The organism is Nocardiopsis sp. L17-MgMaSL7, assembly GCF_003182025.1.
GTDB classification, from domain to species: Bacteria; Actinomycetota; Actinomycetes; order Streptosporangiales; family Streptosporangiaceae; genus Nocardiopsis; species Nocardiopsis prasina.
This window is the reverse complement of sequence record NZ_QGTF01000011.1, coordinates 22761-49112: the sequence shown is the minus strand read 5'-3', so window position 1 is coordinate 49112 and position 26352 is coordinate 22761. Positions and strand designations below refer to the sequence as shown.

The following is a 26352-nucleotide window of genomic DNA, read 5'->3' as shown; positions in this document are numbered from 1 at the left end:
GTATCACGCTCCCATGTAGAGGGTGGGCGGACGGCCCGTGCGGCGAACGGTGATCCCCCAGGTGTCGCGGCAAGTCGGCCCTCCGATCACCCTGTCGTGGGTTGACCGTCGTCCGCTCGGCCGCTGCCGACAGGCGTCCCCAGCAGGAGGGTGTTCCCACTTGGCCTACGACGCAGGATCAATCACGGTTCTCGAAGGGCTCGAGGCAGTACGCAAGCGCCCGGGTATGTACATCGGCTCCACCGGTGAGCGGGGTCTGCATCACCTGGTCTACGAGGTGGTCGACAACTCCGTCGACGAGGCCCTGGCGGGCCACGCCGACGCCATCGAGGTGACGCTGCTCGCCGACGGCGGGATCAGGGTGGCCGACAACGGCCGCGGCATCCCGGTCGGCATCCACCCAGTGGAGAAGCGTCCGGCCGTGGAGGTCGTCCTCACCACGCTGCACGCGGGTGGAAAGTTCGACGGAAAGTCCTACGCGGTCTCCGGCGGTCTGCACGGTGTCGGTATCTCCGTCGTCAACGCGCTCTCCACGGCACTGGACGTGGAGATCCGCCAGCAGGGGCACGTCTGGCGCCAGCACTACGAGATGACCGCCCCCACGGGCGACCTCGTCAAGGGCGAGGCGACCGACGACACCGGTACCCAGATCACCTTCTGGGCCGACGCGGACATCTTCGAGACCACCACGTTCTCGTTCGAGACGCTCGCCCGCCGGATGCAGGAGATGGCCTTCCTCAACAAGGGGCTGTCCATCACCATCCGCGACGAGCGGCCCGACCACACGGACGACGGTCCCGTGGTCAACACCTTCCATTACGAGGAGGGTCTGTCGGACTACGTCCGGCACATCAACGCCAAGAAGGAGCCGGCGCACGCGTCGATCATCTCCTTCGAGGAGGACGGCGAGGGCATCGCGGTCGAGATCGCCATGCAGTGGAACCAGTCCTACACCTCGTCCGTGCACACCTTCGCCAACACCATCAACACGGCGGAGGGCGGCACGCACGAGGAGGGTTTCCGCTCCGCGCTCACCACGCTGGTCAACCGGTACGCCCGGGACCAGAAGCTGCTGCGCGACAAGGAGGACAACCTCACCGGTGACGACATCCGCGAGGGCCTGACCGCGATCATCTCGGTCAAGCTGGCGGACCCCCAGTTCGAGGGCCAGACCAAGACGAAGCTCGGCAACACCGAGGCCAAGTCCTTCGTCCAGAAGGTCACCAACGAGCACCTGCGCGACTGGTTCGAGCGCAACCCCGGCGAGGCCAAGGACATCGTGTCCAAGGCCAGCCAGGCCGCCCGCGCCCGCGTGGCCGCCCGCCAGGCCCGCGACCTGACCCGCCGCAAGACCCTCCTCGAGACCACCTCCCTCCCGGGCAAGCTGTCGGACTGCCAGTCCACCAACCCGGAGGAGTGCGAGGTCTACATCGTCGAGGGCGACTCGGCCGGTGGCTCCGCCAAGGGTGGTCGCAACCCGCACAACCAGGCCATCCTGCCCATCCGCGGCAAGATCCTGAACGTCGAGAAGTCGCGGATCGACCGCATCCTCAAGAACAACGAGGTCCAGGCGATCATCACCGCCCTGGGCACCGGAATCCACGAGGAGTTCGACGCCGAGAAGCTGCGGTACCACAAGATCATCCTGATGGCCGACGCCGACGTCGACGGCCAGCACATCAGGACGCTGCTGCTCACCCTGCTGTTCCGCTTCATGAAGCCGCTGGTCGAGGCCGGGAACGTCTACCTGGCCCGCCCGCCGCTCTACAAGATCAAGTGGGACCAGAAGGGCAGCGACGCCAGCTACGCCTTCTCCGACGCCGAGCGCGACCGGGTCATCGAGGCCGGGATCGCCGAGGGCAAGAGGGACCCGCGCCCGCGCGACATGGTGCAGCGCTTCAAGGGTCTGGGCGAGATGAACGCCAACGAGCTGTGGGACACCACGATGGACCCGGACCGCCGTGTTCTCGACCAGGTCAACCTGGAGGACGCGGCCCAGGCCGACGAGATGTTCAGCGTGCTCATGGGTGAGGACGTCGAGTCGCGGCGCGCCTTCATCCAGCGCAACGCCAGGGACGTCCGCTTCCTGGACATCTAGGTCCCCCGTTCCCACCCGTGCTCCAGCAAGCTTCGTAGAAGGGATCGACATCCGTGACGGATGCGAACAACCCCGACGCCCCTGAGGGCGGGGACTCCAGTGTCGAGTCCCTGTCGCGCGTGACCGACCGGATCGAACCCGTCGACATCCAGGTCGAGATGCAGCGCAGCTACCTCGACTACGCGATGTCGGTCATCGTCGGCCGGGCCCTGCCCGACGTCCGGGACGGCCTCAAGCCGGTCCACCAGCGCGTGCTGTACGCGATGTACGACGGCGGGTACCGTCCCGACCGCGGTTACTTCAAGTGCGCCCGCGTCGTCGGTGACGTGATGGGTAACTACCACCCGCACGGTGACAGCGCCATCTACGACACCCTGGTCCGCCTGGCCCAGTGGTGGTCGATGCGGATGCCGCTGGTCGACCCGAACGGCAACTTCGGCTCGCCGGGCAACGACCCGGCCGCCGCCATGCGCTACACCGAGTGCAAGCTCGCGCCGCTGGCCATGGAGATGCTCCGGGACATCGACAAGGAGACCGTCGACTTCCGGCCCAACTACGACGGCCGCTCCTCCGAGCCCGTCGTGCTGCCCGCCCGCTTCCCGAACCTGCTGGTCAACGGCTCCTCGGGGATCGCGGTCGGCATGGCCACCAACATCCCGCCGCACAACCTGCGCGAGGTCGCCGACGGCGTCAACTGGTACCTCGACAACCCCGAGGCCGAGGACGAGGAGCTGCTCGACCAGCTCATCGCCCGCGTCAAGGGCCCAGACTTCCCCACGCGCGGACTCATCGTGGGCAAGCGCGGGATCGAGGAGGCCTACCGGACCGGGCGCGGCTCCATCACCATGCGTGCCGTGGTCGAGGTCGAGGAGGACGGCCGGGGCCGCCAGACCCTGGTCATCACCGAGCTGCCCTACCAGGTCAACCCGGACAACCTCGCGCTGAAGATCGCCGACCTCGTCAAGGACGGCAAGATCACCGGCATCGCCGACGTGCGCGACGAGAGCAGCGGCCGCACCGGTCAGCGCCTGGTCATCGTGCTCAAGCGCGACGCCGTGGCCAAGGTCGTGCTGAACAACCTGTACAAGCACACCCAGCTCCAGGAGACCTTCGGCGCGAACATGCTGGCCCTGGTCGACGGGGTGCCGCGCACCCTGCGCCTGGACCAGATGATCCGCCACTGGGTCAAGCACCAGGTCGAGGTCATCGTCCGCCGGACGAAGTACCTGCTGCGCAAGGCCGAGGAGCGGGCGCACATCCTGCGTGCCCTGCTCCGGGCGATGGACCGGATCGACGAGGTCATCGCCCTCATCCGGGGCAGCGCCTCGGCCGACGACGCGCGCACCGGCCTGATGGGCCTGCTGGAGATCGACGACATCCAGGCGCGCGCCATCCTCGACATGCAGCTGCGCAAGCTCGCCGCGCTGGAGCGCAACGCTCTGACCGCCGAGTACGACGAGCTGATGGCGCTCATCACCGACTACAACGACATCCTCTCCTCGGACTCCCGCCAGCGGACCATCATCCGCGAGGAGCTGGGCGAGATCGTCGACAAGTACGGCGACGAGCGGCGCACGCACATCATCCCGTTCGAGGGTGACATGCGCATGGAGGACTTCATCGCCGAGGAGGACGTGGTCGTCACGATCTCCCGCGGTGGGTACGCCAAGCGCACCCGCATCGACAACTACCGCGCGCAGAAGCGCGGCGGCAAGGGCGTGCGGGGTGCCCAGCTCAAGCAGGACGACATCGTCCAGCACTTCTTCGTCACCACCACCCACCACTGGATCCTGTGCTTCACGAACCAGGGCCGGGTGTACCGGACGAAGGCCTACGAGCTGCCGGAGGCCGCTCGCGACGCCCGTGGCCAGCACGTCGCCAACCTGCTGCCCTTCCAGCCGGGTGAGGAGATCGCGCAGATCATGGCGCTGCGCGACTACGAGGCGGCGCCGTACCTGGTGCTGGCCACCCGCGAGGGGCTGGTGAAGAAGTCGCGCCTGGAGGACTTCGACTCCGCGCGCGCGGCGGGCATCATCGCGATCAACCTCCGCGAGGAGGACGAGCTGATCGCGGCGCGCCTGGTCTTCCCCGACGACGACCTGCTGCTGATCTCCAGCGACGCCCAGGCGATCCGCTTCCCGGCCTCCGACGAGTCGCTGCGGCCCATGGGCCGCGCCACCAGCGGTGTGATCGGCATGCGGTTCCTGGAGGGCGACTACCTGCTCTCCATGGACGTCATCCGCCCCGACGACGGTTCCACCGACGTGCTGGTCACCACCGAGAACGGGTACGCCAAGCGGACCCCCTCGGAGCAGTACCCGGTGCAGAACCGCGGCGGCAAGGGCGTGCTGACCGCCAAGGTCGTGGAGGCCAGGGGCAAGCTGGTCGGCGCCCTCATGGTGGACCCGGAGGTGGACGAGATCTTCGCGATCACCTCCGCCGGCGGGGTCATCCGCACCGGTGCCGCCGAGGTGAAGCGGTCCGGGCGCACCACCATGGGTGTCCGGCTGATGAACCTGGACAAGGGCAACAAGATCGTGGCCGTCGCCGCGAACGCCGAGGCCGCTGAGGAGGCCGAGGCCGAGGAGGTCGCCGACGCCGTCGAGGCCGCCAACGCCGACACGGGCGAGCGGCTCGCGGGTGAAGGCAACCCCGAGGCCTAGACTGCGCGTTAAGCCCAGTACGTCCCGTGGGGTGCGTTTCGGCGGCCCCGCGGGACACATGGATCGACTCGTCTCAACGAAAGTCCAGCGGTAACGTTTCTATGTCTGAGAACCAGCGGAACACCACCAGCAACGAGTCCGACGCGGCTGCCACCGCCGGTGACGCGGACGTGGAGACGGCGGGAGCGGCCGCTGAGGACTCCTCGGAGGCCGTGACCCCGGAGCCGGAGGCGACCGAGTCGCGGTCCGAGCCCGAGGAGCCCGAGGAGGAGTCCAGCCCCGCGGGCCCGAGCGCGGTCAAGGCGACCCTGGCGAGCCGTAAGGCCCACCTGACCGTCTCCCGCGTGGAGCCGTGGTCGGTCATGAAGTTCGCCTTCGTGGTCTCCCTCGTCTGCTTCATCATCCTGTTCGTCGCGGTCGCGGTGATCTACGCGACCCTGTCGATGCTGGGTGTGTTCGACGAACTGACCAACATGATCAACGCCCTCCTGGAGGGTGACGGCGGAGAGGACGAGCTGGGTCTCAACCCGGCCGCCTGGTTCTCCCCGGGCCGCGTGCTCGGCTACACGGGTGTGATCGGGGCGCTGAACGTCGTGCTGATCACGGCCCTGTCCACGGTGGGCGCGATGCTCTACAACCTGGTCTCCGACCTGGTCGGCGGCGTCGACGTCACGCTCTCCGAGGCCGAGTAGCCCTCCGTCTCGCGCCGGGCCCGGTCCCTCTCCGAGGGGCCGGGCCCGACCCGTCCAGAGCACTCCCGAAACCCGCTAAAATCGAAGGTGAAGAGGGACGCGGCAGGGCCGCGCACCTCCTCTCCACCCGAGGATTCCGGTTCGCTCCGCCCCTCGGGATGCGGTAGAGTTCCACACGGAACGCGGGCGTATAGCTCAGTCGGTTAGAGCGCATCCCTGATAAGGATGAGGCCCCAGGTTCAAGTCCTGGTACGCCCACCCAGTGAAAAGACTCCCTTCGGGGGGTCTTTTTTCGTGCCCTGAGCGGATACGGACCTCCCACGACCAAGCGGATTGACCGGGGTCGCTTTGTCGACACCACGCCGAGTCGCCATGTCGACTCGACCGCGCGTCGGTTGTCTCGGCTCCGGCTATCGTTTCGAAGCCCCGGCTCAAGGCCGAACACGTTGCCGAACTCGGGTTCCTCCCGGAGAACGTCCACGTCTCCACGGCCGAGAACGACAAGATCAACGATCTGACCCCTGACTTCATCCACGGTCCCGACCTGCGGCTCTCAGCGGCGTTGGTGCCGTGCTGCGGCCAGCGCGAGGGTGCCGACGCCCATGCACACGCCACCGACGAGCAGGGCCCCAGCGCCGGACCAGGAGTTCACGAGGAGCGCGCCGATCGCGCCCCCGGCTCCCATGGCGAGCACCGCACCGGCACGGCGCACCCACTTCTCCCCCGTGCCGCCGGCCAGCGGACTGTCCAGGGCGAAGTTCACCAAGGTGCTCGTGATGACCACCGTGTTGACGTCGGGGATCGCCGCGCCGCGGGCGGCGACCGCCTGTATCCCCATCGCCGCCGCGAGGAAGGCGGTCAGGCCCAGGAGCCATCCGCCCGCGAGACCGCTGAGCAGGAGCCAGGCGAGGCCGATCACCACGACCGCGACCGAGGTGCCGGTGAGCAGCAGCAGGTGGGCGGTCGGTAGTCGCGTCTCGTGCGTCCGGCCGCGCACGAGGCGTCCGGCGGCGATGGCACCGGTGAGGAACCCGGCGAGGGCGGTCGCGTTGCTCAGCAGGGGGACGCTGTCGGAGCCGCCGATCCCGAACCCCACGAAGAGCACGTTCCCGGTCATGTTGCCGGTGAACACGTAGTCCAGCGCGAGGTAGCTGACCGCGTCCACGATTCCGGTGGCCACGGTCAGCGCGAACAGACCCACCAGGTAGGGGGTGTCCCGATCCTTCATCAGCCCGCGTTTCGTCGGTCGAACGTTCGTTGGAAGGCGTGGGTGTGCGCGAGGCGACCCGTGGTCGCCAGGGGGTGGGAGCGTCACTGGCGCGTCGCCGCGCCCGACACGGGGCGGTTTCGCGGTGCCGACGCGACCCTAGTCCCCCTGGAAGCCGCGAGGCCTTAACGGCTCCGCCCTCGTGTGTCGCCGGATCGACACGGCACTTTGTCGACACCCCGCTGAGTCGCCATGTCGACTTGTGCCTACCCGGCGGGGGGACCGGCGAGGGGCATCCGGAGGGTGAAGGCCGTCCCCTCCCCGACCGTGCTGTCCGCCGTCACCGAACCGCCGTGCAGCTCCACGAGTCCGCGCACGATGGCCAGGCCGAGGCCGCTGCCGCCGGTGCGCCGGTTGCGGGACCGGTCCGCCCGCCAGAAGCGGTCGAAGACGTGCGGCAGGTCCTGCTCGGCGATGCCGACCCCGGTGTCGACCACCCGGATCACCGCGTCCGGGCCCGCCCGGTACGCCTGCACGGTGACGGTGCCGCCCTCCGGGGTGTGGCGCAGCGCGTTGCCGACCAGGTTCCCCAGCAGCTGGAGCATCCGGGTGCGGTCCGCGACGAGGGTCACGTCGCGCGACTCGTCGACCAGGCGGACGCCGGCCTCCTCCGCGCGCAGCTCGTGGCCCGCGACCACCCGGGCGACGAGGGGGCCGACCTCCACCGGTTCCGGGGACAGGCGCAGCCGACCGGCGTCGGCCAGGGCGAGGTCCTGGAGGTCGTCGATCACCGCCTGGAGCAGCAGGGTCTCTCCGAGCAGCATCTCCATGCGGTCCGGGTCGGGATCGACCACGCCGTCCTGGACCGCCTCCAGCCAGCCGCGCAGGTTGCTCAGCGGCGTCCGCAGCTCGTGCGACACGTCGCTCACCATGGCCTTGCGCTGGTCCTCGGCCCGCTCCAGGTGCTCGGACATCTCGTTGAACGCCTCCGCGAGGCGGCCGATCTCCCCGGCGTCGCGGACTTCGACCCGGGTGGTGGGCCCTCCGGCCTCCCTCATGTGGTTCACGGCGTCGGTGAGCGCGTGCACCGGGCGCAGCAGCCGGGTCGCGATGGTCGTGCTGACCACCACGGTCAACACCAGGATCAGCAGCACCACGCCACCCAGGCGCAGGGCGCCCTCGCGGGACAGTGACAGCCCCGCCTCAGGGCCCTCCGCGGGGTCGTCGATGAACAGCAGCGCGGCGGGCGCCACGTGGGGGTCGAGCTGGGCCCGTCGGGCGGCGTCCAGGCAGGCGGCCTCCTCCGGTCCCAGTTCGACCCTGGACCACGTCAGGCTCTCCGCGCCGGGAGCGGGATCGACCTCACCGGGTGACGGCCACACCTGGGGGACCTCGGTCGTGGCCTCGTTCGGATCAATGGGACCCGGTGCGTGCGAGGGAACGGCGGGCTCCTCCTCGTTCGGGTGCGCCGGTTCGGGGACGGGGACCTCCTCTCCCGGATCGGCGGCCTCCGGGGGGTCCTCCGGATCGGGAGCGACAGGGTCCTCGGGCGCGGCCGGTGGGCGGGCGTCGTCCGGGATCGGCGCCGGCACGGGCGGGCTCCCCGTGATCACGAGACCCCCGGTGCGGCCGTCCATCACGTATTCGAGGTGCGCCTCGGGGTCCCCGCAGTCCGAGGCCCGCGCGTTGAGGTCGGCCAGCGCCTCCACCTCACCGCCGACCGGCTGGTCCAGCGCGTTCAGGCCGCAGTCGGCCCACGCGTAGGCGTCCCCGCCCTCCGCCTCGACCGCCGGGCGCCCGCTCGGACCGGTCACCACTTCGGCGGGGAGGCCGTAGAGCGACTCCAGGCAGGACACCCCCTGTTCCGCCTGGCCGCGCAGCGTCCCGCGCTCCTCCTCCGTCAGGGCGAAGGGCCCCACCGCGCGCGGGTCGATGCGGTCCCCGTTTCCGGAGACCAGGGTCACGTCGACGGCCAGCGGGTCCACCACCGAGGAGGTCCGGGTGGGCAGCGGAGGGGGGTCCCCCGCTTCCTGGGCCGGGGCGGCGGAGTCGGCGATCACCGCCCGGCCCTCGGTGGTGAGGACGACCCGGCGCCCGGTCTCCTCGGCCAGGTCGTCGACGGTCTCCGCCACCGCCGACCAGTCGCGGTGGGCCGCCGCGTACCCGACGAGGGTGTCGTGGATGTGGGTGTCCACCGTCAGGGTCTCCCCCTGTTGGGTGGTGATGGACTCCGAGGTCCGCTGCACCGACAGCCAGGCCGTCGCGGTGATCGAGCAGACCGCCACCAGGACCGAACCCGCCAGCAGGCGGAACAGCAGGCTGTGCCGCAGGGAGGCCCACCGTCCCCCGCGCGGCCGGTCAGCGGACACGTTCGGGCACCGCGAGCTTGTAGCCGACGCCGTAGACGGTGACCAGCCGGACCGGTTTCCGGGGGTCGGGCTCGATCTTGCGGCGCAGGTTCTTCACATGGACGTCGATGGTGCGCCTGGTGATGTAGCCGCTGATCCCGTGGATGAGTTCCAGCAGCTGGGCCCGGCTCAGCACCCGGCCCGGTCGGACCGCCAGGGCCTGGAGCAGCTGGAACTCCACGGGGGTGCACTGCACCGGTTCCCCGTCGACCCGCACCGTGTGCCGGGCCGGGTCCACGGTGATCGGGCCCGCCTCCAGCACGCGCTCCTCGTCCCGCACCGGGGTGCGGGAGCGGCGCAGCAGCGTGCGCACCCGCGCCATGAGCTCGCGCGGGCTGTAGGGCTTGGTGACATAGTCGTCCGCGCCCAGGTCCAGCCCGGTGAGCAGGTCCTCCTCGGTGGACCGGGCGGTCAGCAGCAGCACCGCCACGTCGGACTCGGCCCGCAGCACCCGGCACGCCTCCAACCCGCTCATCACCGGCATCATCACGTCCATCACGATCAGGGCGGGGCGGTCGCGGTGGTGTTCCTCCAGCACGGACCGGCCGTTGTGGACCACACGGACGGTGTGGCCCTCGTGCTCCAGGTATCGCCGGATCAGTTCGGCCTGGTTCACGTCGTCCTCGGCCACCAGGACATGCGCGCACACGTGAAGGGCCTCCGTTCGCCGACCGGGGACGGCTCCCCCGACACGGATGATCGTACGACCGCCGCCAGCCGGTCCGACGGGGGCGTCGGGGGACGCCGCAGGTCACCACATGGGACGCACACGGCGGCCACACGGGTTCTTCACATTCCTCGACCACTCTTCATGGTGTCCGGCGCGGAGAGACCCGCCGGACTCCCTCGACCGGATGGACCCCATGCGCCGATCCCTGACACCCGGCGGAACCGTCGGGAGACTTCCCGCCTTGGCCGCCCTCGCCGTACTGGCCGTAGTGCCCGCCTGCTCGTCGTCGGAGCCGCCGGAGGAGACCTCCGAGGCGTCGGTACGGACCGAGGAGCGGACGGAACCCGAGGGCGCCCGGATCGCGACGGCCCTCACGGACGAGATCGAGGTCCGTTCCGAGCCGGACGGCGGCGAGGTGGTGCACACCCTCGCCAGCCCGAACGACTTCGGCGCGGACCGCGCCTTCCTCGTCCAGCAGGCCCGGGGCGACTGGCTGAAGGTGCTCCTGCCGGTGCGGCCCAACGGATCCACGGGCTGGATCGAGGCCGACGACGTCGAGATCACCGTCACCGCGTACCGCGTGGTGGTCGACATGTCGGAGTTCTCCCTCACCGTCACCGAGGGTGAGGAGGAGGTCCTGACCGGCCCGATCGGCATCGGTACGGGCGACACTCCGACGCCGCCCGGTGAGTACTACTTCACCGAGTTGCTGCGGCCCTCGGACCCCGACGGCGAGTACGGGGCCTTCGCCTTCGGCCTCAGCGGGCACTCCGACACCCTGGAGAGCTTCGCGGGCGGCCCCGGCCAGCTCGGGATGCACGGCACCGACGACGAGTCGGGCCTGGGCGGCGAGGTCAGCCACGGCTGCATCCGGGTGTCCAACGACGACGTCACCTGGATGGCCGAACGCCTGCCCATCGGCACTCCGGTCGAGATCAACGAATGACCGCTCACCGAGCGGACACCCGAACACACGACAAGAGGTCAACCATGCGCGTGAAGTCCCGAGTGCTCATCGTCGCCGCGATGGCGGCCGCCATCTTCGGCACCGCCCCGGCGTTCGCGTCGGACGACTCCCCGACTCTCCCCGCACCCGAGGCTCCGTCTGAGGCCCCGGGCCCGGTCGCCCCGGAGGACCCCTCCGTCGAGGAGCCCACTCCCGCCCCGGTGGAGCCGGATCCCGAGGAGCCCACTCCCGCCCCGGTGGAGCCGGATCCCGAGGAGCCCACTCCCGCCCCGGAGGACCCCTCCGTCGAGGAGCCCACTCCCGCCCCGGTGGAGCCGGAGAAGCCGTCGGACCCCTCGGAGGCCGGACCGGTCGCCCCGATCGAGCAGGACCCCAACTACACCGGCTGATCCCTCGCATCACCCGGAGGCCCCGTTCCCCCTTGGGGGAGCGGGGCCTGCGCCGTTCCCGTCGTCGGACGTCTGGCGCCCCGCGCCGGTCAGTTCTCGTGACCGGCCCTGATCCCCCGCACGATGAGGTCCAGCGCCTGGTCGAAGAAGGTGTTCTCCACGGCCAGGGCGTCCGGCTCCGACACCGCCGTCGCGACGGCGACCTCGTGTTCCTCGACACGGTCCGCCCTGGCCACGCTCATGGCGACGGCGGAGGTGGCCGCGCCGAGGATCTGGTTGGACACCGCGCGGATGGCCACGGCCTGGCGCTCCTCCTCGCCGCCGAGCACTGCCAGCGCCTCGATGATCCGTCTCGACAGGGCGACCGCGTTCGGGCCGATGAGGGGGCGTGAGCCCGCGAACTCGGCGGCCCAGGTGTGTGAGGTCAGCGCCGTGTAGAACCGCTGGGCCGTCTCCTTGAGGGCGGTGTCCCAGGGGAGGTCGGCCGCGGGCAGCGTGGCGGCGGCCTCGGCCAGGACCTCGTCCACGGCCAGGTCCACGAGGTCCTCCCGGCGCTCCACATACCAGTAGAGGCTGGTCGCGTGCACCCCGAGTTCGGCGGCCACCTTGCGCATGGTCAGCGCGGAGGCGCCCTCGCGGTCGAGCAGTGTGATGGTCGCGGTGACGATCCGTTCCCTGCTCAGCGCGGGTTGTGAACGCCGGCGGCGTTGCGGGCGGTGGAAGACGCTGTCGATCCGCTGGTCGGAGCCTTGTTCGTCCATGTCCAACAGCATACAAGCAATCATACGTTGTCGGATTCTATCCAACAGTGTATGTTTCTCTGCATGGCAACCGAGATCTCCTCCTCACGTCCCCACACGACCGCACCCGTCACCGCCCCCGACCCCTCGCGGACCACCGCCGTCGACCCGAGAGGCCTCACCGCCTTCCTGGTCCTCGCCTTCGCCTTCTCCTGGACCGCCTGGTGGTTCGGCTCACGGCTCCTCGACGGCGGCGACCCCACACCCGCCGTCCTCGTCGGCGCCTTCGGGCCGATGGTGGCGGCGATCCTCGTCACCGCCTTCACCCAGGGCCGTCCAGGAGTGGGCGCCCTCTTCCGGCGCCACTCCCTCCGCCGCCGGGGAGGAATCCGGCCCTACGCCATCACCGCGCTGATCGTCCTCGCCATCGCCGGAGCGGCCGCACTCCCCGTGTTCATGGGGACGGCCACGGTCGAGGAGGAGGCGCTCAGGGCCGCGCTCCTCGGGGTGCCGGTCCAGTTCGTGCTCATCGCGCTGGTCGGCGGCGGCAACGAGGAGCTGGGCTGGCGCGGGTTCGCGCTGCCCCGCCTCCAGGGCGCGCTCCCGCCGCTGGCCGCCAACGTGACCCTCGGCGCGGTCTGGGCCGTCTGGCACGCCCCGCTCTTCGAGATGGCGGGCACCGTCCAGTCCGAGGTGTACTTCCCCGCCTACGCCCTGCTCTGCGTGGGACTCACCGTCGTCCTGGGCCACGTCTTCAACTCCGCGCGCGGCGGTGTGATCGCCGTCGTGATCGCCCACGCCGCCGTCAACGTCGTCTCCGGACTCAAGGGCATGCTCGTGGGCGACCCCGCCGGGACGGTTGAGGTCACCGCGGTCCTGACCGTGGCCGTGCTCCTCACCCTCTTCACCCGGGGCCGTCTGGGTCTGCGCCGCACTGACGACGCCCGCGGCACCACCGGGTCCTGACCCTCCCCCTCCCCGAAACCCCTCAGACGGGGGCGGCCCCGACACCGGGCCGCCCCCGTCCGTCGAGGTGACGGGCCCGAGCGGGTACATCTGGGGACATGACAGAGTTCGACGACCGCATCCGGGTGCGCGGCGCCCGCATCCACAACCTGAGGAACGTGGACACGGAGCTGCCCCGTGACGCCCTGGTCGCCTTCACCGGCGTCTCGGGTTCCGGGAAGTCCTCACTGGCCTTCGGGACCCTCTACGCCGAGTCCCAGCACCGGTACCTGGAGTCGGTCGCGCCGTACGCCCGCCGCCTCCTCCAGCAGCTCCCCGCCCCGGAAGTGGACGACATCACCGGCATGCCGCCCGCCGTGGCGCTTGCCCAACCGAGGACCGCGCCGTCCGTGCGCTCCACGGTGGGCACCCTGACCACGGTCTCCAACACTCTGCGCATGCTCCTGTCCCGCGCGGGGACCTATCCGCCCGGCGCGGAGCGCCTGGACTCGGACTCCTTCTCCCCCAACACCGTGGTCGGGGCCTGCTCGGTGTGCCACGGCGAGGGGATCGAACACGAGGTCACCGAGGAGTCGATGGTCCCGGACCCCTCCCTGAGCATCGCCGGCGGGGCCGTCGCCTCCTGGCCCGGGGCCTGGCAGGGCAAGAACCTGCGCGACATCCTTGACACCCTCGGGTACGACATCCACCGCCCCTGGCGGGAACTGCCCCAGAGCGAGCGGGACTGGATCCTCTTCACCGACGAACAGCCCGTGGTGACCGTCCACCCCGTCCGGGAGGCGGGCCGGGTCCACCGCCCCTACCAGGGCAGGTACAGCAGCGCGCGCAGACTGGTGCTCAAGGCCTACGCGTCCTCCGCCAGCGAGACCAGGCGGCGCAAGGCGGCGGAGTTCATGGTCAACCGCACCTGCCCGGAGTGCGACGGGCGTCGGCTGCGACAGGAGGCCCTCCGGGTCACCTTCGCCGGACACACCATCACCGAGTTGGCGGCGCTGCCCCTGGCCGAACTCTCCGACCTGCTGCGCCCCTGGCGGGAGGGGGCCGGGGCCGCCGCGACCCTGGCCGGTGAGATCACCGGTCGGGTGGAGGTCCTGGAGGAGCTGGGCCTGGGCTACCTCAGCGTGGACCGGCCGGCGCCGACCCTGTCCACCGGCGAGTTCCAGCGGATCAGGCTGGCCACCCAGCTCGGCACGGGCCTGTTCGGCGTGGTCTACGTGCTGGACGAGCCCTCGGCGGGGCTGCACCCGGCCGACTGCGAGGCGCTCACCGGCATCCTCCGAAGACTGCGCGACGGCGGCAACACCGTGTGCATCGTCGAGCACGACCTCGACATCGTGCGGGGCGCGGACTGGATCGTGGACGTCGGCCCGGACGCGGGTGAGCATGGCGGGCGGGTCCTGTACAGCGGGCCGGTGGCCGGGCTGCGCGACGTCCCGGAGTCGGTGACCCGCCGCTACCTGTTCCACCGCGCCCTGCCCGAACGCCGACCGCACGAGGTGCGCGGCCGACTGGAGCTGCGCGGGGTCACCGGCAACAACCTGCGGGGACTGGACGTGGACGTTCCCCTCGGGGTGTTCACCACCGTCACCGGGGTGTCCGGCTCCGGCAAGTCCACGCTGCTGGCCAGGATCGCCGATGAAGCAGCCGAACGCGGACGCGTGGTGTGGGTCAGCCAACAGCCCATCGGGCGGACACCGCGCTCCAACCTGGCCACCTACACCGGGCTCTTCGACACCGTCCGCAAGCTGTTCGCCGCGACCGACGACGCCCGCGCGTACGGCTACGGTCCCGGCCGGTTCTCCTTCAACGTGGTGGAGGGCCGCTGCGCGACCTGCGAGGGCGAGGGGTTCGTGTCGGTCGAGCTGCTGTTCCTGCCCACCACCTACGCGCCCTGCCCGACCTGCGGCGGCTCCCGCTACAACGACGACACCCTGCGGGTGCGGTACCGGGGGCTCACCGTCGCGGAGGTGCTCGCCATGTCGGTGGAGGAGGCCGCGGGGTTCTTCACCGAGGAACCCTCGGTGCGCCGGGCCCTGGACACCCTGGCCGGGGTGGGGTTGGGATACCTGCGCCTGGGCCAGCCCGCCACCGAACTGTCCGGCGGCGAGGCGCAGCGGATCAAGCTCGCCACCGAGCTCCAGCGCCGCCGGGTGGCGGACACCGTGTACCTGCTCGACGAACCCACCACGGGCCTGCACCCCCACGACACCGACGTCCTCATGGGCCGCCTGCGGGACCTGGTCGCGGCCGGGGCCACGGTGGTGGCGGCCGAGCACGACATGCGTGTCGTGGCCACCGCCGACCACGTCGTCGACCTCGGCCCCGGCGGGGGCTCGGAGGGCGGCCGGATCGTCGCCCAGGGCTCCCCCGAGCGGATCGCGTCGGTCCCGGACAGCCGGACCGGGGTCTACCTGAAGGAGCTGCTGTGATGCGTGGCGCCCTCTACCTGCCGCCGTTCGGGGAGCTCGCCGATCCCCGTCTGCTGGCCGATCTCGCGGCCCGGGCCGAGCTGGCCGGTTTCGACGGCGTCTTCCTCTGGGACCACGTCGTGCGTCCGCTCCGGCCCACCCTGCCGGTCTGCGACCCCTGGATCGCCCTGGCCGCCATGGCGGTGGCGACCGAGCGGATCGTCCTGGGCACCCGGGTCACACCGCTGTCCCGGCGCAGGCCGCAGGTGGTGGCCCGGCAGGCCGTCGCCCTGGACCAGCTCAGCGGGGGACGGTTCGTCCTCGGCGTGGGTCTGGGCGGGGACAACGGCGGGGAACTCGGCAGGCTCGGCGAGACCACCGCGCCCAGGGCCCGGGCCGGGATGCTCGACGAGGGGCTCGACCTGCTGGAACGGCTCTGGAGTGGCGACGTCGTCCACCACGAGGGCGATCACTACCGGGTGGACGGTCTGCGCTTCCTGCCCACCCCCTCGCGGGCGGAGGGGATCCCCGTGTGGGTGGCCGCGCAGTCCACCAGGGGTGCCCCGCTGCGGCGCGCGGCCCGGTTCCAGGGGCTGTGCCCGGAGGGCTCACCGGAGGACCTCGCGGAGATGCTGTCCGTCATCGCCGAGCACCGGGGTGACCTGCGCGGGTTCGAGGTGGCGGTGGGCGGGCCGCCCGGCACGGACCCCGAGCCCTACTCGGAGGCGGGCGCGACCTGGTGGCTCCACCAGTTCCCCGAGGTGACCGCGCGGGCCGAGGTCGAGGAGGTCGTCGCGGCGGGCCCCGGAGGACCAGGGCCGACATGACGACGTGTCGACGGGGCGACACGTCTCACCAGGCGGACGGCGCGGAAACTTCTTCGGTTCGTGACCGGGTGGTCGCGTGCTGCCAGGCTCCCTTGTCAGAAGGGGTTCCCAACCGACCGTTCGGTAAGGACAGAGGCATCTAGCTGGGAAAAGCGGGTCCCGCTGTAGAAAGTGCACTGCATCACATGGCATGGTGTGCTGGAGCTCATGGTCTGTCCCGGTATCCGCCGCTTCCGTGTTCGGTCAGGGATGTCCGGCGACCAGGGCCCGAAAGAGAACTCGGCCCCCCGGCCGGTAGAGAACCTACGGAGCAGCAATGGCGACTTCCGACGCCACGGTCCCAGGACCCGGTGGAACCCTCGATCCCAAGGAGAAGCGCAAGGTCCTCGCGGGGACCATGGTCGGGACCACCATCGAGTGGTACGACTTCTTCATCTACGCTCAGGCAGCGGGCCTGGTGCTGGCCCCCCTCTTCATGGCGCCGCTGGCCGACGCCAACCCGGCCGTGGCGCAGGTGCTCTCCTTCGCGACCATCGGTATCTCCTTCCTCTTCCGCCCCCTGGGCGCGATCGTCGCCGGGCACCTCGGAGACCGTTTCGGCCGTAAGAAGATCCTGGTGTTCACCCTTGTCATGATGGGTGTCGCCACCTGTGCGATCGGCCTGCTGCCCACCTACGCGCAGATCGGCATGGCAGCGCCGATCCTGCTGATCCTGCTGCGCATCGCGCAGGGCTTCTCCGCCGGAGGCGAATGGGGCGGCGCCGCCCTGATGTCCGTGGAACACGCGCCGGCCAACAAGCGCGGCTTCTTCGGCGCCTACCCGCAGATCGGCGTTCCCTGCGGCATGATCCTGGCGACCCTGGTCCTGTGGGGCATCACCACGGCCATCGGCCCGGACGCCTTCCTCGAGTGGGGCTGGCGCATCCCGTTCCTGCTGTCCTTCCTGCTGATCATCATCGGCCACCTCATTCGCAAGACCGTGGAGGAGTCCCCGGTCTTCAAGGTGATGCAGACCCGCCGCGCCAAGTCCTCCGCGCCGCTCGGCCAGCTGTTCCGGAAGAACACCAGGGAGGTCGTGCTCTCCGCGCTGATCTTCGTCGCCAACAACGCCGCCGGCTACCTGGTGATCGCCTTCCTGGCCACCTACGCGTCGCGTCCGGTGGAGGAGATGGGCCTGGGCATGGACCGGGGCCCGGTCCTGCTCGCCACCGCGCTGGCGTCCTTCGGCTGGCTGATCTCCACCCTGTACGGAGGGTGGATCTGCGACCGGATCGGCCGTGTGCGCACCTTCCAGATCGGCTACGTCCTGCTCGCCGCGTGGGCGGTCCCGATGTGGTTCATGGTGGACACCGGCAACATCCTCATGTACTTCCTGGGCGTCTTCATCTTCACGCTGACCTTCGGACTGAGCTACGGTCCCCAGTCGGCGCTGTACGCGGAGATGTTCCCGGCCGAGGTCCGCTACTCGGGCGTGTCCATCGGCTACGCCCTGGGCGCGATCCTCGGAGGTGCCTTCGCCGCCATGATCGCGGAGATGCTGCTGACCTCCTTCGGGGCCTCGTGGACCATCGGCGTCTACATCATCGGCCTGTCGGTGATCTCCTTCGTCGCGGTCTCCCTGGTGCCGAAGAGCATCCAGGGCGTCGACCTGCACGTCGACGACAGCGACCAGGCCCCCGCCGCCAAGTAGAAGCGGCGGGCGCGCACGCGCGGGCGGGGTGGCGGTTCGACCGCCACCCCGCCCTTTCTGTCGCCCTGTCCCCTTGTCGACACGGCGACAGGGCGACAGGGCGGCACGGCACCCTCAGCTGGAAGCGGGTCAGCTGACGATGCCGCGCACGTGGTCGATGACCTCGCCGTTCCACATCATCGAGACGTGTTCGACGCAGCCCACCTGGATGTTGTCGGCGCCGGGCAGCGACGTGCTGTCCGTGGGCGAGATGACGATGTCGCAGGGGGAGCGCAGGGTCGTGTACCGGACCGGCCCGGGTGTCGGGTCGCCGCCGTTGAGGCCGTTCAGGAAGTCCGACCCGTGCCGCATCTCCTCGCAGGGCGTGATGGGCGACGGGCAGAGGTTGGCGATGTTGGTCCCGTTGTTGGGACCGCCGATGGAGATCCACTGGTCGACGGCGTCCGTGCCGCCCAGGTTCTTGATGAAGTAGCGCGAGGACAGACCGCCCATGGAGTGGGTGACCAGGTGCACGCGGTCCGCCCCGTGCTGGGAGCGCACGCCCTCGACGTGGTCGGCGAGCTGCCCGGCGATGGTGGTGTTGGACCGGGCCCAGTCGTAGGAGAAGACGTGCAGGCGGTCCTCGGGGTAACCGGAGTCGACGAGGGCGGCGCGCATGTCGTCCCACTGGCCGCCCTTGCCCATGAACCCGTGGACGAAGACGACCGGGGTGTGGGTGTTCGCGGTGGCGGGGGCGGCCTGGAGGGCCGCGGTGAGGGCGAGGACGAGCCCGCAAAGGAGGGCGGTCAGGCGTCTCATGTGGTCTCCGAGGGTGGGGGAAGCGGGGACCCCGATTGTGTGCCTCCGGTCACAGGGTGCGCATCGGCTGAATTGCCAGTCCCTTTACTCGGACTTAACCGGCGAGTAACTTGAGGGGGTGATCAGCGTGAACCCGCTCACACGCCCGACGCCCCTCCGAGGGCGCGACCACGAACTGCTCACCGTCCGACGCCTGCTCGACACCGCCCGCTCGGGACGCGGCGGCGGCCTGCTCGTGACGGGTGCCGCCGGTGTGGGCCGAACCGTCTTACTGGAACGCGCCGAAGGGGAGGCACGCGACTTCACCGTGCTGCGCGCCCGCGCCGCCCCTGGTGAGGGCCGCCTACCCCTGGCCGGTCTGCACCAGCTCCTGCGCCCCGCGCTCCCCCTCCTCCCGCACCTCCCCCGAGCCCAACGAGAAACGCTCACCCGGGCCCTGGACACCGGCGACCCGGGAGAGGCCTTCCCGCTGGCCAACGCTGCTCTCGGGCTGGTCGCCGAGGTGGCCGCGCGGAGCCCTCTCCTGCTATGCGTGGACGACTTCCACCTGCTCGACCCGCCCTCACGGGAGACCGTGGCCTTCGTCGCGCGCCGCCTCACCCACGACGGCGCGGCGGTCCTGCTCAGCGCCCGGGACGGCGACCCCCACCGGCTCACCGGGATCCCCGTGCTCCGGCTACGCCCCCTGCCCGAGGATGCGGTCCTGGACCTGCTCTCCGATGCCTGCGGGGACCGGGCCACGGAGGGGCTGGCGGTGCCCGTCGCGGTGACCCTCGCCGAGGCCGCGGAGGGCAACCCACGCGCCGCCCTGGAACTGCTGGAGGGGACCGATCCCGAACAGCGCTCCGGGGCCGCCGCCCTGGACCAACCGCCGCGTTCCCGGGGCGAGCTCACCGACGCCTTCGCCACGGACCTCGCCCGACTCCCCCGGGCCACCCGGCTCGCCCTCGTACGGGCCGCCGCCGATCCCCACGCCCCGGACCCCGACGGTTCCGATGCCGACCCGTTCGAACCCGCCCGCCGCACCGGGCTGGTCGCCGACACCGGGGCGCGGACGGGGCTCACCCACCCGCTGGCCCGCTCCGCCGCCTACCACCACGCCTCCCCCGCCCAGCGGCGCTCCGCCCACCTGGACCTGGCCCGCGCCCACGAGGCGGCCGGGGACACCGGCCGCGCGATCCGGCACCGGGCCCTGGCCGGAGGCACCCCCGACGAACGCGTCGCCGCCGCCCTCCACGAGGAGGCCCGCCGCACCGTCGACCAGGGCGGACACGCGCCCGCCTCCCTCCTCCACGAACACGCCGCCCGGCTGACCCCCGACCCCGCCCTCCGGGGGCTGCGCCTGACCGACGCCGCCCGCTCCGCGTGGCTCTCGGGTGATCCGGACCGGGCCAGGCGGGTCCTCGCGCGGGTGAGTCCGGCCCAGGGCGCCACGGTCCCCGTTGGCCCCGGAGGCACCGGAGGCGACCACACCGTCCAGGACCGCGCCGACCTGCTGCGGGCCGAGATGGATCTGCGCTCGGGCGTCGCCATCGACGCCTTCCAGCGCCTCGGGTCCACCGCGGACCGCCTGGCGCTGAGCGACCCCGGCGCGGCGCTGCGGGTCCTGCTCCAGGCGGGTGAGGCCAGCTGCCTGACCGGGGACCACGAGCGCTTCTTCGCCACCGCCCGACGGGCCCGTGACCTCATGGAGCAGACGGCTCCCGGGGAACCCGTCGGGCAGGAGGGCGCCGACCGGCCCTGGAACAGGTTGGTCCTCGACTACATGACCGGCAAGGCCGCCATGTTCCAGGGGCGCCACCGTGAGGGCGTCGCGCTCTTGGAGAGGGCCGTGGAGACCGCCGACCGGATCGGGGACCCCCAGGCGCTCGTCCTGGGCGCGATCGCGGGGCTGCTCCGTGGCGACCACGTACGCACGCGCGACCTGGCCGGACGGGCGGCGTCGGTGGCCCGCCGAACCGGGGCGCTCACGCTGGTCCCCCAGGCCCTGGAGTTCCTGACCTACGCGGAGATGTGGTTCGGCCGCCTCTCCCTGGCGGAGGGGAGCGCCGCCGAGGGGCTGCGTGCCTCGCTGGGGTCCGGGCAGGACAACTGCGCGAGCCACCACCGGGGCGCGCTCGCCTTCGTCGCCGCGATCCGGGGGGACGAGGACGCGTGCCGGGAGCACGCGGGGACCGCTTTGGCCCTGGCCGGGGAACACGACGTGGGGCTGCCCGCCGGGCTGGCGGCCTGGGCGCTGGCCCTGCTCGACCTCGGCTCCGGGCGCACCTCGGAGGCGGCGATGCGGCTGCGCGCCCTGGCACGGTCCGGCCCCGGCAGCGGCCACGCGGCGGTGCGGCTGCTGATCACCCCGGACCTGGTGGAGGCGTCGGTGCGCGGCGGAGTCGCGGTGCGTGTGAGCGAGGCGGTGGAGACCTTCGGCAGCTGGGCGGAGGCCACCGGCCAGGACACCGCGCGGGCCCAGGTGATGCGCTGCCGTGGACTGCTGAGGGAGGGCGAGGAGGCGAACGGGTACTTCGAGAGCGCACTGGACCTGCACTCCTCCGGCTACTGCGACTTCGAGGAGGCCCGGACGCGGCTGCTGTACGGCGGGCACCTGCGCCGCTCCCGTCACCCGGGACGGGCCCGCGAGCACCTGCACACGGCGATGGAGGTCTTCGACCGGCTGGGCGCCCGGCCGTGGGCGCGGCAGGCCCGGGAGGAACTCCGCGCCGCGCGGGGCAGCACGGCGGCGCGCGAGGTCGGCGGGGTGGACCTGCTCAGTCCGCAGCAGTTGCGGATCGCTCGGCACGTGGCGGACGGGGCCACCAACCGGGAGGTCGCGGCGCGACTCTTCCTGAGCACCCGCACGGTGGACCACCACCTGCGCAACATCTACAGCAAGCTCGGCATCCGCTCCCGGGTGGAGCTCTCCCGCCTGGTCGACCGCTAGGTCGTTTTGTGGATCAATCCGCCCACCCGTCGCCCGCCACCACCCTCAACGGACGCCTGCGGCGCGGTGTTGACCCTCTTCGTCTCCCGCCACCACCCTCAACGGACGCCTGCGGCGCGGTGTTGACCCTCTTCGTCTCCCGCCACCACCCTCAACGGACGCCTGCGGCGCGGTGCTCACCCTCTTCGTCGCCCGCCACCACCCTCAACGGACGCCTGCGGCGCGGTTCCTTCGCGTTGCCACCAGACTGCCTCTCGCCGCGCCGAGAGGCTCGGACAGCCAACCCCGGGCGGGCCGCCGCTGTGCGGCCCCGCGTGGCAGCGCGAGGTCGGGGAGTTCACCTCGACCTGGTGATGCGCGCCCTCTCCCCTCGCGCGATTCGCTCCGGCCACCGGTCGGGCCGGAGGCCGCCCCAGTTCCGCTCGCGGACGAGGACCCGCCGCGCGGTGCGGTGCGGCCGGTGCCCTGACCACTGGCTGGAGCACGATCCGGTGTTCGGCTCGGCGGAGGGGGCCGATCGCGCCCGGGTCCTCGGTTCGGGCCCCTGGGCGTCCGCTCCCGGGACACCGGTCCCGGGAGACCCTTCTCGGGTCACCCTTCCGGGGCCCAACCGACCGCGGGCAGGATGACCTCGTCGACGATCCTCGCCAGGTAGTCCGACGACGGAACCTCGCCGGGGTGGTCCGCGCAGTACTTGATCATCATGGCCTCACCGATGTCGGTCGTGACGTCGGTGATCCGGGCCGGGTCGACCTCCCCCCGAGCGGCGTAGTGCTCCAGCACGGTCCTGGTGAAGCGCCCGCCGCGCGGTTCGTACACCTCCGTCACCATGCGCTGGAGGAGTTCCGGGCGGTGCAGGCCCTCGGCGAACACGGCCATGAGCGCACGTCCCAGCGTCGCCTCGCTCATGAGGCCGCGGAAGAGTTCCAGTGACCGGACGAGGTCCCCTCGCAGGTTGTCCGCCTCCGGGGTCGGAGTCTCCTGCGGAAAGTGGCGCAGGACGGCCTCCACCAGGATGTCCTCCGGGGAGCCCCAGCGGCGGTAGAGCGAGGTCTTGGCGGTCTCGGCGCGACGGGCGATCCCCTCCATGCTCAGGCCGGACACGCCGTTCTCGGCTGCCTCGGCGATCACGGCCCGGTGGATGGCGTCGACGAGTTCCTGTCCGCGCCTGCGGGTGGCCCTGGCGGCTGGCCGCTTCTGGTCAGTCATGTTCAACCGTTCGTAAGACACGGGTCTGTATCTTATATTTCTAGATACGCCATCGTATCCAATAGTGGAGCACGAGAACTGGAGTCACCAGTGCCACTCACCCCTCGTCCGTCACGGCCCTCCCCTGCGGGTGCCTCTCCCGGCCCGCGTTCGCTCGCCCCCGACCTCGCCAGGGGCTTCATGCTCCTGGTCATCGCCACCGTGCACGCCCACATGTTCCGGCAGATCGCCACGGGAGGCGAGGCCTTCAGTCTGGCCGGATCCCTGGACGTCGCGGTCACCGGCTTCATGACCCTCTTCGCCGAGTCCCGCGGTTACCCGATGTTCGCGGCGCTGTTCGGTTACGGCGTCGCGCGGATCCACCTCCGCCGCACCGCCGAGGGGCGGCAGTGGCCCTGGGTGCGCTCCCTGCTGCGCAGACGCGGGCGGTGGATGGTCGTCATCGGGCTGCTGCACACCGCGCTGATCTTCCACGGCGACATCATCGCGGTGTACGGGCTCATCGCCCTGCTCTTCGCCGGGCTGCTCCAGCTGGGCGACCGCCGCCTTCTCGCCCACGGTCTCGTCTGGATGTCCATCGGCAGCCTGGTGTACTCGGCCGCCGAGACCCTGATCTCGGTCTCCGGTGCTCAGCAGAGTGTCGCCGTGGAGGTCACCCCGCTCGTGGACCTGTTCATGCGGCTCGGGGCCTGGCCGGTCCTCGCGGTGCTGTTGGTGCTCATCTCGGTGTTCCCCTTCAGCGTGGGCGTCTGGGCGGCCCGTTACCGGCTCCTGGAGGAGCCCGATAGGCACCTCCCGTTCCTGCGGCGGGTCGCGATGATCGGCATCCCGCTGTCCGTGCTCGGTGCCGTCCCGCAGACGCTGGTGCTGATCCGGGTCTGGGCGCCCGAGATCGTCCTCCAGGTCGGCGCGAAGTGGCTTCACGTCCTGTCCGGGTACGCCGGCGGTTTCGGCTACGCGGCGCTGATCGCGCTGGTGGCGGTGGCCATCGGTGACCGTCGTGGGCCGATCGTGCGTGCGCTCGCGGCCACCGGTGAGCGTTCCATGACCTGCTACCTGCTCCAGTCCGTGGCCTGGGTCGCGCTGTTCATGCCGTACACGCTCAACCTGGCCGCGCGCCTCGACGACGCCCAGTCCGTGCTGCTGGGCGCCGGGGTCTGGGCGGTCACCGTGGCGGTCGCCGCGTTCATGGCCCGATTCGGGCTCCGAGGGCCGGCCGAGGCGTTCCTGCGCCGGATGACCTACGGGCCGACCGGTCGCGGAACCCCGGAGCCTGCCCCCGTCGGCGCTGAACCGTTCGATGAGGCGACCTCCGGGTCGCAGTCGGCAAGCGGGGAGCGAACCACCGGAGGGTGACGCCTGACGGGGCCAGCATTCGGGCCCACCCGCTGTACCCTCCTCGCTGCCGCTGCCGCTGCCGCTGCCGCTGCCGCTGCCGCTGCCGCTGCCGCTGCCGCTGCCGCTGCCGCTGACCGCCCGCCGCACTCCCGGCCGAGGCGGTCAGCCCCCGCGGCTGAACTTCCCCGCCGCAGGACGCGCCCTGCTCGTGTCGACACGTCAACATGGCGACAGGCCGACAGGTCGTCCTGTCCTCACGGCGACGCCTGTTTCACGTGAAACAGCGGCCCGGGTAGGCGTCGCCGCCCTCGGTCCCTGCGGCTCGACGGGCTCCGTGTACGACGAGCACCCCGCGCGAGGCCGTCCGGGAGGTGGGTTCGCACGGGGTGCGCCGCCGTCGACTTCGACGCGGACCGCGAGCGGGGTTCAGGCGTCGCGGACCTGGTTCTCGCGCCGCACCACGGGCGGCTCCACCGACCACGGGAAGTTGATCCAGCGGTCGGTGTGCTTCCACACGTACTCGCACTTGACCAGGGACTGCGGCTTCTCGTAGATGACCGCGCTGCGCACCTCGGCGGTGTGCTCGGCGCAGAAGTCGTGCACCAGCTTGAGCGTTCTGCCGGTGTCGGCGACGTCGTCCGCGACCAGGACCTTCTTCTTGCTCAGGTCGACCACGTTGGGCACCGGCGGCAGCATGACGGGCATGTCCAGGGTGGTGCCCACACCCGTGTAGAACTCCACGTTCATGACGTGCAGGTTCTTGACGTCGAGGGCGTACCCGAGCCCTCCGGCGACGAACAGACCGCCCCGGGCGATGGACAGGATGATGTCCGGCTCGTACCCGTCGTCGGCGATCGCCTGGGCCATCTCACGCATCGCGGTGCCGAAGAGCTCGTAGCTCAGGTTCTCGCGCTCGTCGCTCACGGTCTGGTTCCCCCTGGAGTTCCCGCTGGTGTGGTGTGCGCCCGGCGCATCGCAGGTCAGGGCGATCGCGGCACCGCTACATGCTAACGACGCCGGGGAGCCCCGGCGATGGCCCGGGGCGCCCACGCGGCGAGGGTCACCAGTCCCTGAGGCGTGGGCCACATGTCCACCGGGGTCGGTGTCCTGGGTCACATTCCTGGACGGAGTGACACGAGGTTTGGGAACTTTCGCGACATTTTCTCGATTCCTCCCGGTTTGTAGCGAACAGATGGACGCGAACAGCACCATGTCCCTGTACAGATCTTCCGCGAGTCTTCCGCGAACCAGGAGGTTGCAGCATGGCTGGACACCAGGGCCTACTCCCCTCCGAGCAGCCGATCCAACTGCTCGACGAGTCCGGAGTCCCGGTCGACGGCGCCGACCTGCGGATGCCCGACACCAAGCGCCTCCTGGAGGCCTACGCCTCCCTGGTGATCGGCCGCCGCGTCAACGACCAGGCCAGTGCTCTCGTCCGCCAGGGCCGCCTCGCGGTCTACCCCTCCTCCCACGGTCAGGAGGCCTGTCAGACCGGCGCCGCGCTCGCGCTGGCCGACGGTGACTGGCTCTTCCCGACCTACCGAGACACCGCCGCCGTCATCGCGCGCGGTGTGGACCCCGTCGAGGTCCTCACCCTCCTCAAGGGCGACTGGCACTCGGGCTACGATCCCTACGCCCACCACGTCGCACCCCAGGCCACCCCTCTCGCCACCCAGCTCCTGCACGCCGTCGGTGTCGCCCACGCGGCCCGCCTGCGCGGCGAGGACACCGTGGTCATGGCGCTGTGCGGCGACGGCGCCACCAGTGAGGGCGACTTCCACGAGGCGCTGAACTTCGCCGCCGTCTTCAAGGCGCCGGTCGTGTTCTTCGTGCAGAACAACGAGTACGCGATCTCCGTGCCCCTGGCCCGCCAGAGCGCGGCACCCTCCCTCGCCCACAAGGGTGTCGGCTACGGCGTCAACGGCGAACGCGTGGACGGCAACGACGCCGCCGCCGTCCTCGCCGTCCTGGAACGCGCCGTCGAGGCCGCCCGCTCCGGTGGGGGCCCGCAGCTGGTCGAGGCGCACACCTACCGGATGCAGGCGCACACCAACGCCGACGACGCCAGCCGCTACCGCAGCGACGACGAGGTCGACCCCTGGGTGGCGCGCGACCCGCTGCTGCGCATCGAGGCCTACCTCAGGAAGAAGCGTGTGCTCACCAAGGCCCGGAAAGCGGAGGTCGCCGAGAGCGCCGAGCGGGTCGCCAGCCACATGCGGGAGGGCGTCAACCAGGACGTGGAACCCGACCCCGCCGACCTGTTCGCGCACGTCTTCGCCGACCCCACCCCGCAGCTGACCGAGCAGGCCGCCTTCCTGGCCGACGAACTGAGCAGAGAGGGCCACTGAGC

19 protein-coding genes and 1 tRNA gene are annotated in these 26352 nt (G+C 71.1%); 13 read left to right on the top strand and 7 right to left on the bottom strand.

Annotated elements, in window-relative coordinates:
- Nucleotides 1-160: 160 nt before the first annotated feature.
- The 4 genes from gyrB (at nt 161) to BDW27_RS19375 (ending at nt 5711) form a co-directional block, all read left to right on the top strand.
- Nucleotides 161-2098 carry a DNA topoisomerase (ATP-hydrolyzing) subunit B gene (gene gyrB, locus BDW27_RS19390; RefSeq protein ID WP_083927558.1) on the top strand — a complete coding sequence of 646 codons (1938 nt, stop codon included), beginning with the start codon at nt 161-163 and terminating at the stop codon, nt 2096-2098.
- 53 nt (nt 2099-2151) lie between these two features.
- Nucleotides 2152-4761: a DNA gyrase subunit A gene (gene gyrA, locus BDW27_RS19385; RefSeq protein WP_017545695.1), complete on the top strand. Its 2610-nt coding sequence runs from the start codon at nt 2152-2154 to the stop codon at nt 4759-4761.
- A gap of 101 nt (nt 4762-4862) precedes the next feature.
- Nucleotides 4863-5453, top strand: coding sequence for a DUF3566 domain-containing protein (locus BDW27_RS19380; protein ID WP_017545694.1), 591 nt, complete (start codon nt 4863-4865; stop codon nt 5451-5453).
- Nucleotides 5454-5637: 184 nt separating this feature from the next.
- Nucleotides 5638-5711, top strand: a tRNA-Ile gene (locus BDW27_RS19375).
- A gap of 295 nt (nt 5712-6006) precedes the next feature.
- Here the strand turns inward: BDW27_RS19375 and BDW27_RS19370 are convergent.
- The 3 genes from BDW27_RS19370 to BDW27_RS19360 form a co-directional block, all read right to left on the bottom strand.
- Nucleotides 6007-6681: a YoaK family protein gene (locus tag BDW27_RS19370; RefSeq protein ID WP_110050847.1), complete on the bottom strand. Its 675-nt coding sequence runs from the start codon at nt 6679-6681 to the stop codon at nt 6007-6009.
- A gap of 245 nt (nt 6682-6926) precedes the next feature.
- Nucleotides 6927-9029 (bottom strand): ATP-binding protein, encoded by a 2103-nt coding sequence (locus BDW27_RS19365; protein WP_110050845.1) that lies wholly within the window; start codon nt 9027-9029, stop codon nt 6927-6929.
- Nucleotides 9019-9717 (bottom strand): response regulator transcription factor, encoded by a 699-nt coding sequence (locus BDW27_RS19360; protein WP_110050843.1) that lies wholly within the window; start codon nt 9715-9717, stop codon nt 9019-9021. The genes BDW27_RS19365 and BDW27_RS19360 overlap by 11 nt, the downstream gene beginning before the upstream one ends.
- A 205-nt stretch (nt 9718-9922) precedes the next feature.
- On the opposite strand from BDW27_RS19360, the gene BDW27_RS19355 reads away from it, so the two are divergent.
- Both BDW27_RS19355 and BDW27_RS19350 read left to right on the top strand, forming a co-directional pair.
- The gene (locus tag BDW27_RS19355) at nt 9923-10684 is read left to right on the top strand and encodes a L,D-transpeptidase family protein (RefSeq protein WP_110050841.1); all 762 of its coding nucleotides are present in this window, start codon (nt 9923-9925) and stop codon (nt 10682-10684) included.
- A 44-nt stretch (nt 10685-10728) separates the two neighbouring features.
- Nucleotides 10729-11094 (top strand): hypothetical protein, encoded by a 366-nt coding sequence (locus tag BDW27_RS19350; protein WP_110050839.1) that lies wholly within the window; start codon nt 10729-10731, stop codon nt 11092-11094.
- Between the two features lie 89 nt (nt 11095-11183).
- Here the strand turns inward: BDW27_RS19350 and BDW27_RS19345 are convergent, their stop codons facing one another.
- Nucleotides 11184-11867: a TetR/AcrR family transcriptional regulator C-terminal domain-containing protein gene (locus BDW27_RS19345; RefSeq protein WP_110050837.1), complete on the bottom strand. Its 684-nt coding sequence runs from the start codon at nt 11865-11867 to the stop codon at nt 11184-11186.
- A 39-nt stretch (nt 11868-11906) separates the two neighbouring features.
- Between BDW27_RS19345 and BDW27_RS19340 the strand changes: the two genes are divergently transcribed.
- The 4 genes from BDW27_RS19340 to BDW27_RS19325 all read left to right on the top strand — a co-directional run bounded on the left by BDW27_RS19340 (nt 11907) and on the right by BDW27_RS19325 (nt 17725).
- On the top strand, nt 11907-12800 hold the full coding sequence (locus BDW27_RS19340) for a CPBP family intramembrane glutamic endopeptidase (protein ID WP_110050835.1): 894 nt from the start codon (nt 11907-11909) through the stop codon (nt 12798-12800).
- A gap of 98 nt (nt 12801-12898) precedes the next feature.
- Nucleotides 12899-15229, top strand: a complete 2331-nt coding sequence (locus tag BDW27_RS19335) for an excinuclease ABC subunit UvrA (RefSeq protein ID WP_110050834.1) — start codon at nt 12899-12901, stop codon at nt 15227-15229.
- Nucleotides 15229-16035, top strand: coding sequence for an LLM class flavin-dependent oxidoreductase (locus tag BDW27_RS19330; RefSeq protein ID WP_110050832.1), 807 nt, complete (start codon nt 15229-15231; stop codon nt 16033-16035). The genes BDW27_RS19335 and BDW27_RS19330 overlap by 1 nt, the downstream gene beginning before the upstream one ends.
- 316 nt (nt 16036-16351) lie before the next feature.
- A complete protein-coding gene (locus tag BDW27_RS19325; protein WP_017545681.1) occupies nt 16352-17725 on the top strand; it encodes an MFS transporter in 1374 nt (457 codons plus the stop codon).
- Between the two features lie 129 nt (nt 17726-17854).
- On the opposite strand, the gene BDW27_RS19320 is transcribed toward BDW27_RS19325, so the two are convergent.
- The gene (locus BDW27_RS19320) at nt 17855-18523 is read right to left on the bottom strand and encodes a triacylglycerol lipase (RefSeq protein WP_110050830.1); all 669 of its coding nucleotides are present in this window, start codon (nt 18521-18523) and stop codon (nt 17855-17857) included.
- Nucleotides 18524-18641: 118 nt separating this feature from the next.
- On the opposite strand from BDW27_RS19320, the gene BDW27_RS19315 reads away from it, so the two are divergent.
- Nucleotides 18642-21455 carry a LuxR C-terminal-related transcriptional regulator gene (locus BDW27_RS19315; protein ID WP_110050828.1) on the top strand — a complete coding sequence of 938 codons (2814 nt, stop codon included), beginning with the start codon at nt 18642-18644 and terminating at the stop codon, nt 21453-21455.
- Nucleotides 21456-22046: 591 nt separating this feature from the next.
- Here the strand turns inward: BDW27_RS19315 and BDW27_RS19310 are convergent.
- A complete protein-coding gene (locus BDW27_RS19310; RefSeq protein WP_110050826.1) occupies nt 22047-22664 on the bottom strand; it encodes a TetR/AcrR family transcriptional regulator in 618 nt (205 codons plus the stop codon).
- Between the two features lie 90 nt (nt 22665-22754).
- Here BDW27_RS19310 and BDW27_RS19305 point away from each other — a divergent pair, with 90 nt between their 5' ends.
- Entirely contained in the window at nt 22755-24020 is a 1266-nt protein-coding gene (locus BDW27_RS19305; RefSeq protein ID WP_370446534.1) for a DUF418 domain-containing protein, read from the top strand.
- Nucleotides 24021-24428: 408 nt separating this feature from the next.
- Here BDW27_RS19305 and BDW27_RS19300 read toward each other — a convergent pair whose 3' ends face one another.
- Nucleotides 24429-24926: a phosphoribosyltransferase gene (locus tag BDW27_RS19300; RefSeq protein WP_017545676.1), complete on the bottom strand. Its 498-nt coding sequence runs from the start codon at nt 24924-24926 to the stop codon at nt 24429-24431.
- Nucleotides 24927-25264: 338 nt separating this feature from the next.
- Here BDW27_RS19300 and pdhA point away from each other — a divergent pair, with 338 nt between their 5' ends.
- Nucleotides 25265-26350: a pyruvate dehydrogenase (acetyl-transferring) E1 component subunit alpha gene (gene pdhA / locus BDW27_RS19295; RefSeq protein ID WP_110050822.1), complete on the top strand. Its 1086-nt coding sequence runs from the start codon at nt 25265-25267 to the stop codon at nt 26348-26350.
- Nucleotides 26351-26352: the final 2 nt, after the last annotated feature.